A 14,025-nucleotide genomic window follows, 5' to 3' on the forward strand; every position below is an offset into this window, starting at 1 on the left:
AAATGATAATCCGGTAATGCAAAGATTGAATTACCGGAAGCAACATTTCAGACTATCTTTTTTAATGCATCACCACTGATAGCTCACGAACAGTTTCGCGTTACGGCCATCTTGTGGCACGCCTTGCGGTGCGTAATACTCTTTATCAAATGCGTTACCCAGCACTACCGTGGTGGTTACGCCTTTTAACTGCTCCTGGCCTTTATAGCTGACATAAAAGTCATTGAGGCCATAGCCGGCCTGACGTACACCAGTACTTAACGGTTTGGAACGATCGGCAAATGTGGCAATCCAACCGACCGCAAGGCCACTGTTAGCGACGGGGACATCCAGAATACTGGTGACGGTATCCGGGTTGATGGATTCGAGCCATTTACCGGTACTCTGGTTTTTACCGCGGGTTCGGTTATAGGCCAGATCCCAGTTAAACAGTGCTGTTTTGTAGCTCATGGTGGCATCCCAGCCCCAGATTTTCGCCCGGTCGATATTGACCGACGTGGTGGTCATCGCTGCCATGTTAACGCGGGTGTCGATGTAGTCATTCGCATTGGTATCGAAGTAACTGGCTTTGAATTGCAGGTCATCATCAGCCATCAGTAACTCACTGAAACGTAGACCAAAACCGTACTCCTGGGTTTCATTGGTTTCTGGTTTCAGATTAGGGTTTGGCACCCAATAGTTGGTGAGTGTCATCCCTGGGCGGATGGGGATCGAGAAGTGTTTTGAGTCGTTGTACATCTCGCCCATCGTCGGTGCGCGGAATGCCTGGGCGTAAGAACCAAACAACATCAGCCAATCAGTGAGCGTAATACTGACAGCTCCGCGTGATGACCATTTATCAGCATCCACATCGGCATAGCCTTCACTGCTGCCGCGATAATTGTCATAACGGGTACCGGCCAAAATAGAAACCGGCAGATCGCGCAGGGTAATTTCATCTTGCAACCAGCCGGAACCAAAACGGATATCCGCTCGTGGGAAGCTTTCTGTTGCACCGCCGGGAGTCTGCTCCTGTTTATAGGCTTCAGTACCGTAAGTCAGCAGGTGCGAGGCGATGCTGTCAGTGAATAAACGGGTGCGGTTTTCCAGTTTACCGCCGTTGGTTGTCTGCTTACGTCCTTCCTCCGCTGAACCGCGTGGGCGGGCATTGATTTCCACTTCGGAGTAATAAACTTGTGCCGTGGCATTCAACCACTCTTGGTCAAGTGGCTTAATATGGTAGCTGAGTTGTGCATCACGTTGAATTGTCGAGCGATTTGTCATGACATTACCGCTGGAGGCATTACTGGTTTGCGGGTTTTTTGGTTCAATCGCGTCGTTGTTGTAATAACGTAAGTTGGCGCTTAGTGACTGAGCCTGATCAATACGCCAGGTGCCTTTTGTCAGCACATTGCTGATAGTCTCATCATTGGGTGCATTAAAGCCGTTGCTCTGACGGATGTTGCCGATATCACGCGTACCAAAAGAGAGTATGCCATCCAATGAGTCGCTGCGCCCATACGCGCTGGCACCCAGACCTACGCTGTGATCACCGGTGGCGGCCGAGCTGTAAACCCGATAGCCGCTGTTATTGCCCGGTAACAGTAAATCGGCAGCATCGACGGTTTCGAAAGAGATGACGCCACCCAATGCGCCACTGCCATACAGCAGTGCTGACGGGCCACGTACCACTTCAACGCGTTTAACCAGTGCCGGATCGAGGAAGGTTGAGTTCAGGTGGCCGGTATCAGTGCCTTGGCGAATACCGTCGACCAGCGTTAATACGCCTTGCTTGCCATAACCGCGCAGTGTCACATCCTGACCATTGGTTCGCCCGCTGCCAGTCACGGTCAGGCCCGGCACTTTGCGTAACATATCCGCCGCAGATGTGGCGGTTTCGCTGGTGGGCGAGGTTCCTTCAATGACGGTCACCATCATCGGCGCTTCAAAGCTACTGCGCTCATTGCCGGTTGCGGTCACCACCATCGTATCGGTGGTGTGTTTTTTGCTGTTTTCTTGCTCAATCGTGGTGGCTGCGGTGGCTGCGGTGGCAGCCAGAGGCAAGGTGCAAGCGATTGCCAAACTGAGTGGTGACCAACGGAAACGGTTGGAAGTAATACGAGGCATGACGGCAATTCTCCATATTTTCTATTCAAAAAAACAGATAGATAGTTTGCTGGCTGCCTTGATTCGAGAATCTGGGTGGCTTGCTGTGCCCTTGGTCCTTAACATGACAGCAGTGTTTGCTGTAACGGCAATGACGTTGGCTATGTGTATGTTATTTAGTCAGTATTAGCTTGCCGGTCTTGGTTTGACGCAACTGATAGCATTCGCCCTGATGAATGATAAAAGCGACACCGTGCTCCCTCAGCAGTTGTTCGCTGGTGATAGACAGCGGCTTACTTGCCATCGGGGGCTCGACAGCAGGCTCGTCGTTCAATATCGGTGCTTTATTCAACGGATTGTCCATATAACCAACAAGGTAATGATACGCAATATGAATATGATAATCATTATCAATATGAGCTGATGTTACATCAAGACATATCTATTGTTAATTAATTATTTTGCTAATAGATTCCAGCTCGGTTGATTTTTATGTCTAATCGTTGGCCGCAGGGCCATCAATCATGAAACGCAGAGGGTGTTGTGCAGCCGCAGCGCGGGTTAACACGCGTGCATATGAGGTATTTCAGGTAAGGCCAATGGGGAGGGTGGCAAAGCTGTCAGCCTGTTGTTAGCGATATCCCTCTCTCTGCTCATTTTTTGAAAGAAACATTTCTGTGCATCATTGATGATGATGGCATAGACGTTTATGTCATGGGATTGACAGAACGGAACATTCATCTGTACGGCTGGAGATATTATGAATTTCCCAAGCATATTTAGTTCCCGTAGCGGCCACTTCGCAGTAACCCGAAAACAAGACCTGAAATGTTCTGTCATGCAGAATAAATCTAATTATCAACTGATCTCTATGAATGAAAAAGCGCCACAGAAAGTTGAGAGAATAATTGGGATTGAGTGCGGGTATATTCCCGCAGCTACCCGCTCGGTAGCTGCTCTTAAAGAATACCAAGCTAGCCAGTTGGATATCGCACAGTCTGTTATGGATAAACTTAAGTTTAATCTGAATGTGACGACTTTATTATCACCTTCGGATCTTTTAAATACCGTGGATTCAGATATTGGGCTAGCCACTCAGCAACAAATGAAAACCACGAAAGAATTACAGAAAAAACTAATTAGCCATATTGCCGGGTTACTGAGTAATAAGTTTTCTTTTTCGCTGAAGGAAACAGAGAAAGTTATTCGTCTGGAATTTAAAGAAGCCGCGACCAAGTTGCGTAATGAGAAAACCTGGCAAACGGTACAAACTCGTTTTGAACATAATAGTAAAGAATACGTCTGCACTTTAATTCCGGCAGGGCAAATGAAAAGTGGAACGAGTGATATTTTCCAGCATTCTTACCAGAACAACGGTGTCTGTAGCGCATCGACAACAGAGACTAAACACGCGACAAATTTATGGATGTCGGAAATTGCCGGGCCTGACGATAAGGGTGAGGCCCAAACGTTATTTAAAGGTATTCGCCACGGTATTCTCTCCCCTTATGGATTGAGAAATGATGACCCCGTGCGTGCGTCGGGTGCTCTCTCTCGGGCAAAGGAGGTTGTGGCCGCTGCGTTGTATGCGAAGCCTGACTTATTCAATAAAGCCTTGGCCGGTGAAACTGTTCCGTTACAAATTGTCGCCACTTCCCTGGTCACGGCAAGCCAAATAGGCAGGGAAGATGAAATGTTAAAGGATCAGATAAATGCCTGGCAATCGTTGAGCGAAAAGAAAGCTGTAAGTTTGTCTGTCATGGGAAATGACGGGAAATTGCAGCAAGTAACGGTGAATCTTGCGGTGGCAGCGTTCAATTTTGGTGTCAACGAAATGGCATTGAAATTCGGGTTAGGGCGGTCAACGTCAGACGGATATAACGAGCAGGCGCTCAAACAGCTATTGGGCGGTGACCTTACACCGAATTCCCCTCCTGCCGGGATGGTGGGTAAGTATCTGGCAGACACACCTACGAATGGGGATAAGGTGAGGGAATTGAGTCAGCAACTCAAGCAAATTCTTGTCCATAATTCGCACCATCGTGATGGTGGTGAACCTTATAAAGCGGCGCAACGTGTTGCCATGCTAGCGTATGAGATTGGTGCAGTGCCTTGCTGGAACTGTAAGAGCGGTAAGGACAGAACCGGCATGTTGGATGCAGAAATCAAAAGAGAAGTGGTCAGCCAACACCAGGGGCTGCCATTGAGCAAACCCGGCCAGGCTCTTAGCAATAATGATAAAAAATTATTTCAGCAAGTGCTGGTTAACGGTGGTAACTCAGAAGTTCAGGCTTACAACACCGGCGCGGCAGGCAACCAGGTATTAAAAAAATTACCGATATTCAACTTATCATACGGTGAACGCATCGGTAATAACGAGGTATGGAACGAGGTGCAAGGTCTGTCACGTCTGGTAAGAAGTTAAGGGAATAAATGCATAATATAATCTATCGTCTTTACGATGCTCTGGGGCTTGAAATTGATGGGGACGATCCGGCTTTAGTGATTGATAACGATTTGACCATTTACTTCAACGAGTCAGAGGATGCGTTAGAGATGTGCTGCCCGGTTGGGCCGTTACCCACGCAAGTCACTCAGTTGCAGAATGTGCTGAAGTTAAATTATGCCAGCTCAGTCGTGCTGGCGACTGACGCCGAGAATACTCTGTTGCTGGCGCTACAGCGTTTCCCTGAAACGTCTTGCGGCGCAGAATTGGAGGCTGGGCTGAATCAGCTAATAACCATTACACGCGATCTGCGTCAAACTCTGATATAAAGTGTTTAACTGGGAACGTTAGAGTACCTGCTGGTCAAAATAGAGGTTTGTTAGCCTACACCAGCGACTGGCTGGTTTAGGCTGATTACTGAGGTTAATGACAACGTGCCAGTAGTGGTGAGAACAGGTCGATCGTAAAGACTTCCATGCAGACTCGAACCGCGCCATTCCTGGCGCGGACACTCTATTCTTCCGCCCGTCTTGCACCTTGCAAGATTTGTGATAAGTGACAGATTATTTTGCTCATTAATAGCTCTGCGAACCAATCTACATCATGAGACTTTCACCGAGTTTTTTATAAATTATATAGCAATATATCTAAACTATTTGGTCTTTAATGGCGTGTCAAAAAGGCAACTATTAATAACATGCTCTATTTAATGGTTTTTATATCAATGCTAAATTGAATTCTATTATTTATATTTATCTTCTGATGATAATGCTTATATAATTAATATTATCAATATCATTGGCTATTCTCATATGGTCTTGCTGTTTTTAGCCTGCTTTGTTAATTAAATCAAATCACTATAAAAGTGACATGGCTGTTTATTTATAAATGTAAACACTATCATCCGAATGTAAATAAAATAAGACATATCAGTTTCTTCTGTCTGCTTCTAATTAGTAGCGAGATTATCTTTTAAAACCATTATTTAATTGCACAAAAATTCTGGCTTTAACAGGCCGATTTTTCGTTCAGTGATTGTGATTATATATCTTATTAAATATTCATGAGAGGTATTATAAATATGGCAATTAATAAAGAGTTTTCGCCTGAAAAGGAAGCCGCAGCATTATTTCTGTTGGATCAGGCGATGGGGTTCACTTATCAGGCTGCACTTCGTGCAGTCACTATTTTGGGGGTAGCTGATCAGCTTACAAATGGGCCAAAAACAGCACAGGAACTGGCGAAGGAACTTAGTGTTGATGCGCAAAATCTGCATCGGGTGATGCGACTGCTTGTGACTCGGGACATTTTCCATGAAGTCGAAGGGCAGCGATTTGCCCTTACTCCGGCGGCAGAGTTTTTATGCACATCGACATCCCATTCGCTACGTGATGGTATTTTGATGCTGACAGATGAAACAATGTGGCGGCCGCTGGGCAATCTGGCAGAAAGCATCAAAGGTCACTCCGTCTTTAAACAGATATACAACATGTCGTTCTTCGAATACTGGTCACAGCCGCAGAAACGCTCGCCAAAATATGATTTCCATACCGGTATGTCTTCTATGTCAGCGGTAGAAAATCTGGCTTTGGTGCGTAGCTATGATTTCCCTGCAAATACGACCGTGGTTGATATTGCCGGTGGTTTAGGCGGATTACTGTTGCAAGTTTTGCAGGCCAATCCCACACTTCACGGTATTTTGTTCGATCAGGCACCGGTTTTGGAACGGCATTGTCTTGGCGAGTTGGGCGATGACTCACGCTGGAAGCTGCAACCGGGTAGTTTCTTTGAAAAATGCCCTCCGGCAGACTTTTATTTGCTTAAATACATTACCCATGATTGGCCGGATGAAAAGACGGCGCAAATACTTGGAAACTGTCGTAAGGCGATGCACCCAAACGGAAAAGTGCTGATCATGGAGGGCATTATTCCTGAAGGTAATGAGCCACATTTCGGGAAATATATGGACCTTATCTTGATGGGAAGCTTTGACGGTGGCAGAGGGCGCACTGAGGCTGAGTTGAAACAGGTGCTTGCCAAAGCTGACCTAAAACTGAATCGCATCATCAAAACCGGTAGCTATCTGTCGATAGCCGAGGCGGTTGCTCGTTAACCATAGCGGTATGATAACGCCGCACACTTGTCGTAATCGCCTTTCCAGCCCGCACTTCATTTGCGGGCTTTTCTCTCCTGTTCATTACTGGCATATATCGGTATCATCTTGATATTAGTAATGCAAATCATTAGCATTACAGCCCAAGGATAATTAAATCCCTACTTTTCAGGAGAGAAAATGCGATTACGTACAGCTCTATTTTCATCATTACTGATGGCAACGGCTATTCTTACCGGGTGTGATGATTCATCTGCGCCCCCTGAAACAACGGCAAAAATTAGTATTGAACATGCGCAGGGCACGACTCAAGTTCCGCTTAATCCGCAAAAAGTTATCATTCTGAATCCCTCGGTATTGGATACTGCCGACGCACTGAGCATTAACGTGGCAGGTGTTCCGCAGACCAGTACCCATTTGCCCGCCTTTTTATCCAAATACAGTGGCTCTGGTTATCTGAATGCTGGCACCTTATTTGAACCGGATTATGAGGCGCTGAGTCAAGCCAAACCTGACCTGATTATTGCAGGTGGGCGCGCTCAAGATGCTTATGACAAGCTTAGCGCTATCGCACCGACTATCTCGCTTGATATTGATTCCCAAAACTTTACCCAAAGCCTGACGCACCGCACTGAGCAACTGGCATCAATATTTGGTAAAGAAAAAGAAGCTAAGGTGCTGCTGGGTAATTTTACTTCTCAGATAAACAGCATCAAGCAGAAATCAGCTAACGCCGGATCAGCAATGGTATTGATGGTCAGCGGTGGCAAAATGTCGGCTTACACGCCTGGTTCGCGTTTCGGTTTTGTATTTGACGAATTGGGTTTCACGCCAGCGGCAACGTTCACTGAAACTGGCCGTCATGGCAATGTAGTGACATCTGAATTTATTCTCAATGCCAACCCGGAGTGGCTTTTCGTACTCGATCGGGATAATGCAATTGGCCGTACCGAAGGGCAATCTGCACAACAGATTCTGGATAACCCGCTGATCCGCAAGACCAAGGCTTGGCAAAACAACCACGTTATCTACCTCGACTCCTCCTCGCTCTATATTGCGGGTGGGATACAAAGTTATAGCCAGTTGATGGATAAAGTGAGTTCAGTGTTGGATAAACAAGCCGCAGCGCAATAATTCTCATCAATGAAAAATCTTAGCTTTGTAGCGGGCCTGGTTATTTTACTGGGCCTGATGATATGTAGCCTATTTATCGGTGCCGGGCATGTCACATTCGCCAATCTCTGGTCTGATCCAGATATGCGTGACATTTTTTTGATAAGCCGTGTGCCGAGGACGATGGCTTTAGTGTTGGCTGGTAGTGCAATGAGCGTCGCCGGTCTTATTATGCAGATGCTGACGCAGAACCGCTTTGTCGAACCCTCAATTGCAGGAACCACCCAGTCAGCCAGCCTTGGCTTATTGTTAGTGATGGTGTTCAGCCCATCGGCCCCGGTGATGGTGAAAATGGTCGTGGCGACAGTATTTGCAATGGGCGGCACCGCGCTGTTTATGCTGTTACTGGCGCGAATGAAAATGAAATCGGCTCTGATGGTTCCGCTTACTGGCATTATGCTGGGCGCGGTGTTTAGTGCTGTCACAACATTTTTGGCGATGGAGTTTGACCTGTTGCAGTCGCTAGGCAGTTGGGAGTCAGGTGACTTCTCCGGCGTATTACAAGGCCGCTATGAATTGCTGTGGATAGTCGGTGGGCTGACACTGATCGCGTGTTTGATCGCCGACCGTTTTACTGTCGCCGGGATGGGGCGTGATTTTTCTGTTAATGTTGGTCTTAACTATCAACGCGTTATGCTGATAGGAATGTCTATCATCGCCATTATTAGCGGAGTGGTAGTGGTGGTTATTGGCGTGCTGCCTTTCCTTGGTTTGATTGTCCCCAATATTGTCAGTATGGCGATGGGGGATAACCTGCGCCGAACTATACCTTGGGTTAGCCTTTGTGGTGGTGGCTTGGTTGTTCTGTGCGACATTATCGGCCGGTTAATTACTTATCCGTTTGAAATACCCGCCAGCGTTATTTTGGGAGCGATAGGTGCATTCGTTTTCCTGTTATTAATTGTTAGGACAAAACGTTATGCAGGCTGAGTATTCTTCAAAAGATCATCTGTCGCAGGATATAAAACTGAGGTTAAGCCGACCTGCAAAGCGATTGCTGCTATTGAGTTCAATTGCACTCGTGGCAATGATTATTTTTATGACGATAAATCTGAGTGGTAATATTCGGTATGTCCTGGTGCATCGTGGCCTTATTTTAGCCACCATGCTTTTGGTCGCATTTGCTGCGGGCATCGCTACCGTATTATTTCAGACCGTTACCAATAATCGTATTTTAACGCCATCGGTCATGGGGCTTGAGGCATTATTCATCCTGATTCAGACAATGTTGATATTTTTTGTCGATGCTAATGGGTTTCGTGTATTGGGTATTACCGGTAAATTCCTCTGTGAATCCGCATTGCTATTACTGTTCTCTGTCTTTCTTTACCGCTGGTTGCTGACGGGGATCGGCATTAATTTGCACAAGGTTTTACTGGTTGGTTTGGTTTGCGGCACCCTGTTTCGTAGCCTTTCCAGCTTGATGCAACGTCTCCTTTCTCCTGGGGAGTTTGCTATCCTTCAGGGGCGTGTTTTTGCCACTTTTACTCGAGCTGCACCCGAAATTATCGCTGTGTCTGCTGGGATTACCTTGATGGTAGGGATTACTGTTTGGCGTATGCGTCACTGCCTTGATATTATTGCGCTTGGTAGAAGTACGGCCATTAATCTCGGTGTTGCTTATCAGAAGAAAATAACCACAATCCTCCTTCTGGTTTCGTTGCTGGTGGCTATCTCGACGGCATTGGTGGGGCCGCTAACCTTTCTTGGTTTGCTGGTCGCTAATCTGGCTTATCAGGTTGTTGGTTCATTCCGCCACCAATATTTGCTGCCTGGTGTTTTTCTTCTCGGGGCCATTACGCTGGTGGGCGGCCAATTAATTCTTGAACGCTTACTGAATATGTCGGGAACGCTATCGGTAGTTATCGAGTTTATTGGTGGTGCTCTGTTTATTTATCTTTTAATAAAAAAGGCTCCGGTATGATTGAAATAAATGGCATTAATAAAAAATACCAAGATACCGCAGTACTCAATAATATAAATGAGAGCATTCCTTCTGGCGGCATTACTTCGATCATTGGCCCAAATGGGGCAGGTAAATCGACATTGTTATCTATTATGAGTCGCCTTCTGGCTCCTGATATTGGGAATGTTCTGTTTAACGGACTTGATGTTGCGAAAACATCCGGTGATAAACTTGCGACTATCCTGTCGGTTTTACGCCAAGAGAATCATTTTACCAGCCGTCTAACGGTGTCAGATTTAGTTGGATTTGGCCGCTATCCTTACTCGAAAGGCAGGTTAAATGACGATGACCGCCTGCATATAAATGCCGCGATGGAGTTTCTTAATCTCCAGCCACTGCAAGACCGTTATCTTGATGAACTGTCGGGTGGGCAACGGCAACGCGCGTATGTCGCGATGGTGCTATGTCAGGACACGAAATATATTCTGCTGGATGAGCCATTAAATAATTTAGACATGAAACATTGCGTTGCAATGATGAAGCAATTGCGGCGTGCTGCTGATGAGTTACAGAAAACTATTATCCTTGTTATTCATGATATCAACTTTGCCTCTGCTTATTCCGACCATATTATTGCCATGAAAAATGGTGAGGTGATATATCGTGGGGAACCGAAGAAAATCATGCGCCCCCACATTCTGGAAGAGATTTTTGATATAAAAGTCAGCATAGAAATGGTACAGGATCAGCATATTGCTGTTTACTATCGTTGAGTGTTTCTACACCATAAATCAGATACGCATGTGGCCGGATATTGGTTAGAAGAGCTATCCGGCAACCTGCATTTTAGTGATGCGACATTTCGTGGATGATATCATCTTTGTCTAAAGAAATAGGATAGAACGTTGGCCAGTTATCCATTTCTTTAAGCAGTTTTTCCTGTGACTCATTACTCATGTAAATATGAAAATGATGGGATTTTTGTGGTTCAATAATATGATCACTAAACTGAACGTATTTGGGGGCTTTTGAATTGACATCTTTGCATTCAAATAAATAACGAACTCCTTTCTTGCCTGAATCATAGTGCATTATTTTAAATCCGGAGTAAGTATATTGGCATGAGCTAACCGATTCCGCAGTATGGAAGTCTATGGTGTTATTCTCAATTCCAATCATATTAATATCTGTAGCATATCCTTTTTTATAATACTCTCTATATTCTTCAGCTGTTTTATCTTTATTCTTTTTGGACTTATTTATCAGAACAGGATCGAGGTCGCCTTTTAATAAATAAGGGTTGATAGATTGCCAAACGCAATCCCAATCACTGAGTGCTCTATCTATAACATTGTTATCTTCGAAAATACCTTCACTGGCTTTGCGCATTGCATCCGATTGTTGATGTTCATGACCATGTTTGCCATGCGCGGATAAATTGAAACTGATTACTGTGGCACAGAGACCCAAGGTGATTAACGATAAATGGGAATGTTTTCTCAACATAGATGGCTCCTAATGAATGGCTAATTATGTAATGTTATACCATTACATTAATGCGGATCAATAGGTAATTTCGGAAACAGGAACCGTAGTTAGACTGTTTAATGATGCCAGATACCGATGAAAGAATGGGGTAAGCAGGTGTTGGATGATCTTTAAGAAAACCATTTATTAACAACTTAACTCCTATCTATTCTTCTTTTATTTACAACTTGTCGGATTATAAAAACTAATCCAAATCCCCGAGTGTCGACCTCGTTGCATTTTTTAAAATAAACAACTGTCTGAATGATCACCTGCACAATTTTTTGCTGCAATCATCACATTAATGCAGTTTTTTGTATCGTAGCATCCTGCCTCATGAGATACATTTCTCTTAGTGATTTTACTCTGCAAGGCTACGAAAAATGAAAATTTACAGTGACTTACCAATAACAATTAATGATGTAATTGATGCGCAGAAAAGACTGAAAGGTCATATCTACAAAACTGGGCTGGCGAGATCGAATTACCTGAGTGAACGTTGTCATGGCGAGATTTATCTGAAGTTTGAGAATATGCAGCGGACGGGGTCGTTTAAGATCCGAGGGGCTTTTAATAAGCTCAGCTCACTCAGCGAAGAAGAAAGAAAGCAGGGGGTTGTGGCCTGTTCTGCGGGTAACCATGCACAAGGCGTTTCTTTATCCTGCGCTATGTTGGGGATTAACAGTAAAGTGGTGATGCCCAATTGTGCCCCTAAATCAAAAATTGCGGCGACCAGCGAGTATTCTGCTCAGGTGGTGTTACATGGTGAAAACTTCAATGACACCATTGCTAAAGCCAGCGAAATTATTGAAATGGAAAACCGAATTTTCATCCATCCATTTGACGATGAAAAAGTTATTGCTGGTCAAGGTACTATCGGACTGGAAATACTCGAAGACCTTTATGATGTTGATAATGTCATTGTGCCGATTGGCGGTGGTGGATTAATTTCCGGTATTGCTCTGGCGATTAAATCTATTAATCCGACAATTAACATCATTGGTGTGCAATCAGAAAATGTTCACGGTATGGCAGCATCCTATTATAGTGGCAGTATTACTAACCATCGTAAAACCAGTACGTTGGCCGATGGTTGTGATGTCTCCCGCCCTGGTACTCTACCATTCGAAATCGTAAAAATGCTCGTTACTGATATTGTGTTGGTCAGCGAAGATGAAATAAGAAGAAGTATGATAGATCTTATTCAGCGGAATAAGATTATTACTGAAGGTGCGGGAGCATTAGCATCCGCAGCATTATTAAGTGGAAAATTAAAAGACTACATCACCGGTAAAAAGACCGTCAGCATTATATCAGGCGGCAATATTGATTTATCGCGCGTATCTGAAATAACGGGATTAGGCAGTATTTCGTAAAACATATTAATAAGGAATTTATTAATGAGTATCGATAATGCTATTACAACCACAACAGAAACAAAAGCAAAAACATGGCGTAAATCAGACACCACTTGGACTTTGGGATTATTTGGCACAGCAATCGGCGCTGGCGTTTTATTCTTTCCTATCCGCGCTGGTTTTGGCGGTTTAATTCCTATCTTAATTATGTTGGTGTTGGCTTATCCCATCGCCTTCTTTTGTCACCGTGCATTAGCTCGCTTATGTTTATCCGGTAGTAACTGTTCAGGCAATATCACCGAAACTGTGGAAGAACACTTTGGTAAGACCGGTGGTGTGGTCATTACCTTCCTCTATTTTTTCGCTATTTGCCCGCTGCTGTGGATTTACGGCGTTACTATCACTAATACTTTTATGACCTTCTGGGAAAATCAGCTCCAACTGGCTCCGTTAAACCGAGGTGTGGTGGCGCTGGCGTTGCTGCTACTGATGGCCGCAGTGATTTATTTCGGTAAAGACCTGATGGTTAAGGTTATGAGTTTTCTGGTGTTCCCGTTTATTGCCTGTTTGGTACTGATTTCACTCTCACTAATCCCTTACTGGAATGCTTCGGTAATTGAACAGGTAGATTTGAGCCAGATTTCTCTGTTGGGGCATGACGGTATACTGGTTACCGTTTGGTTGGGGATCTCCATTATGGTTTTCTCTTTTAATTTCTCTCCGATTGTTTCTTCTTTCGTGGTATCGAAACGCGAAGAATACGAACCGGAATTTGGTCGAGAGTTTACCGAGAAAAAATGTTCTCAGATTATCAGTAGGGCCAGCATATTGATGGTGGCTGTGGTGATGTTTTTTGCCTTTAGCTGCCTGTTTACTCTGTCACCGCAAAATATGGCGGAAGCCAAAGCACAAAATATTCCTGTACTGTCTTATTTGGCAAACCATTTCTCTACGATGTCCGGCAGTAAATCCACCTTTTCTGTGACACTAGAATATGCCGCTTCGCTAATCGCGCTGGTTGCTATTTTTAAATCCTTCTTCGGACATTATCTCGGCACGTTGGAAGGTCTTAATGGCTTGGTTATTAAGTTCGGCTATAAGGGCGATAAGACTAAAATATCCAGTGGAAAGCTCAATCTGATCAGTATGTTCTTTATTATGGGATCAACCTGGTTAGTGGCCTATATCAATCCGAACATCCTGGATTTAATTGAAGCGATGGGCGCACCAATTATCGCCTCACTGCTGTGTCTACTACCGATGTACGCTATTCATAAATTGCCTGCTCTGGCCCGTTTCAGAGGCCGGCCAGAAAACTACTTTGTTACCCTCGTCGGTCTGCTGACCATCTTCAACATCGTCTACAAATTATTATAAGACGGCGCTAAAAGCCCGTGTTTACACAATGAAACGCGGG

Annotated in this window: 12 protein-coding genes; 9 read left to right on the forward strand and 3 right to left on the reverse strand. The window is 44.8% G+C overall.

The features are described from left to right. Positions 1 to 69: 69 nt before the first annotated feature. The gene (locus tag AT01_RS14035) at positions 70 to 2,106 is read right to left on the reverse strand and encodes a TonB-dependent hemoglobin/transferrin/lactoferrin family receptor (RefSeq protein WP_042547568.1); all 2,037 of its coding nucleotides are present in this window, start codon (positions 2,104 to 2,106) and stop codon (positions 70 to 72) included. Between the two features lie 151 nt (positions 2,107 to 2,257). Next, on the reverse strand, positions 2,258 to 2,449 hold the full coding sequence (gene hemP, locus AT01_RS14040) for a hemin uptake protein HemP (RefSeq protein WP_042547569.1): 192 nt from the start codon (positions 2,447 to 2,449) through the stop codon (positions 2,258 to 2,260). A gap of 507 nt (positions 2,450 to 2,956) precedes the next feature. On the opposite strand from hemP, the gene AT01_RS14045 reads away from it, so the two are divergent. From AT01_RS14045 to AT01_RS14075, 7 genes are all read left to right on the forward strand, one after another. After that, the gene (locus AT01_RS14045) at positions 2,957 to 4,510 is read left to right on the forward strand and encodes an inositol phosphate phosphatase SopB (protein ID WP_082039765.1); all 1,554 of its coding nucleotides are present in this window, start codon (positions 2,957 to 2,959) and stop codon (positions 4,508 to 4,510) included. 8 nt (positions 4,511 to 4,518) lie between these two features. Next, the gene (locus AT01_RS14050; RefSeq protein WP_042547570.1) at positions 4,519 to 4,860 is read left to right on the forward strand and encodes a type III secretion system chaperone family protein; all 342 of its coding nucleotides are present in this window, start codon (positions 4,519 to 4,521) and stop codon (positions 4,858 to 4,860) included. Positions 4,861 to 5,612: 752 nt separating this feature from the next. Then, positions 5,613 to 6,644: a methyltransferase gene (locus AT01_RS14055; protein WP_042547571.1), complete on the forward strand. Its 1,032-nt coding sequence runs from the start codon at positions 5,613 to 5,615 to the stop codon at positions 6,642 to 6,644. Positions 6,645 to 6,824: 180 nt separating this feature from the next. Further along, complete coding sequence (locus AT01_RS14060; protein ID WP_042547572.1) at positions 6,825 to 7,778, forward strand: siderophore ABC transporter substrate-binding protein; 954 nt, start codon at positions 6,825 to 6,827, stop codon at positions 7,776 to 7,778. Between the two features lie 9 nt (positions 7,779 to 7,787). Continuing rightward, a complete protein-coding gene (locus AT01_RS14065) occupies positions 7,788 to 8,747 on the forward strand; it encodes an ABC transporter permease (protein ID WP_042547573.1) in 960 nt (319 codons plus the stop codon). After that, positions 8,737 to 9,741: an iron chelate uptake ABC transporter family permease subunit gene (locus AT01_RS14070; protein WP_042547574.1), complete on the forward strand. Its 1,005-nt coding sequence runs from the start codon at positions 8,737 to 8,739 to the stop codon at positions 9,739 to 9,741. Before AT01_RS14065 ends, AT01_RS14070 begins: the two co-directional genes overlap by 11 nt. After that, on the forward strand, positions 9,738 to 10,496 hold the full coding sequence (locus AT01_RS14075; RefSeq protein ID WP_042547575.1) for an iron ABC transporter ATP-binding protein: 759 nt from the start codon (positions 9,738 to 9,740) through the stop codon (positions 10,494 to 10,496). The genes AT01_RS14070 and AT01_RS14075 overlap by 4 nt, the downstream gene beginning before the upstream one ends. A 73-nt stretch (positions 10,497 to 10,569) precedes the next feature. Here the strand turns inward: AT01_RS14075 and zinT are convergent, their stop codons facing one another. Further along, a complete protein-coding gene (gene zinT / locus AT01_RS14080) occupies positions 10,570 to 11,229 on the reverse strand; it encodes a metal-binding protein ZinT (RefSeq protein WP_042547576.1) in 660 nt (219 codons plus the stop codon). A gap of 404 nt (positions 11,230 to 11,633) precedes the next feature. Between zinT and tdcB the strand changes: the two genes are divergently transcribed. Then, positions 11,634 to 12,626, forward strand: a complete 993-nt coding sequence (gene tdcB / locus AT01_RS14085; RefSeq protein WP_004699735.1) for a bifunctional threonine ammonia-lyase/L-serine ammonia-lyase TdcB — start codon at positions 11,634 to 11,636, stop codon at positions 12,624 to 12,626. A 24-nt stretch (positions 12,627 to 12,650) separates the two neighbouring features. Further along, the gene (gene tdcC, locus AT01_RS14090) at positions 12,651 to 13,985 is read left to right on the forward strand and encodes a threonine/serine transporter TdcC (protein ID WP_042547577.1); all 1,335 of its coding nucleotides are present in this window, start codon (positions 12,651 to 12,653) and stop codon (positions 13,983 to 13,985) included. Positions 13,986 to 14,025 lie beyond the last annotated feature (40 nt).

The organism is Yersinia aldovae 670-83, assembly GCF_000834395.1.
GTDB lineage: Bacteria > Pseudomonadota > Gammaproteobacteria > Enterobacterales > Enterobacteriaceae > Yersinia > Yersinia aldovae.

Excerpts from the sequence above, each read along its gene's own strand:
- AT01_RS14035 (WP_042547568.1), bottom strand. The coding sequence starts at position 2,106 with ATGCCTCGTATTACTTCCAACCGTTTCCGTTGGTCACCACTCAGTTTG.
- hemP (WP_042547569.1), bottom strand. The coding sequence starts at position 2,449 with ATGGACAATCCGTTGAATAAAGCACCGATATTGAACGACGAGCCTGCT.
- AT01_RS14045 (WP_082039765.1), top strand. The coding sequence starts at position 2,957 with ATGAATGAAAAAGCGCCACAGAAAGTTGAGAGAATAATTGGGATTGAG.
- AT01_RS14050 (WP_042547570.1), top strand. The coding sequence starts at position 4,519 with ATGCATAATATAATCTATCGTCTTTACGATGCTCTGGGGCTTGAAATT.
- AT01_RS14055 (WP_042547571.1), top strand. The coding sequence starts at position 5,613 with ATGGCAATTAATAAAGAGTTTTCGCCTGAAAAGGAAGCCGCAGCATTA.
- AT01_RS14060 (WP_042547572.1), top strand. The coding sequence starts at position 6,825 with ATGCGATTACGTACAGCTCTATTTTCATCATTACTGATGGCAACGGCT.
- AT01_RS14065 (WP_042547573.1), top strand. The coding sequence starts at position 7,788 with ATGAAAAATCTTAGCTTTGTAGCGGGCCTGGTTATTTTACTGGGCCTG.
- AT01_RS14070 (WP_042547574.1), top strand. The coding sequence starts at position 8,737 with ATGCAGGCTGAGTATTCTTCAAAAGATCATCTGTCGCAGGATATAAAA.
- AT01_RS14075 (WP_042547575.1), top strand. The coding sequence starts at position 9,738 with ATGATTGAAATAAATGGCATTAATAAAAAATACCAAGATACCGCAGTA.
- zinT (WP_042547576.1), bottom strand. The coding sequence starts at position 11,229 with ATGTTGAGAAAACATTCCCATTTATCGTTAATCACCTTGGGTCTCTGT.
- tdcB (WP_004699735.1), top strand. The coding sequence starts at position 11,634 with ATGAAAATTTACAGTGACTTACCAATAACAATTAATGATGTAATTGAT.
- tdcC (WP_042547577.1), top strand. The coding sequence starts at position 12,651 with ATGAGTATCGATAATGCTATTACAACCACAACAGAAACAAAAGCAAAA.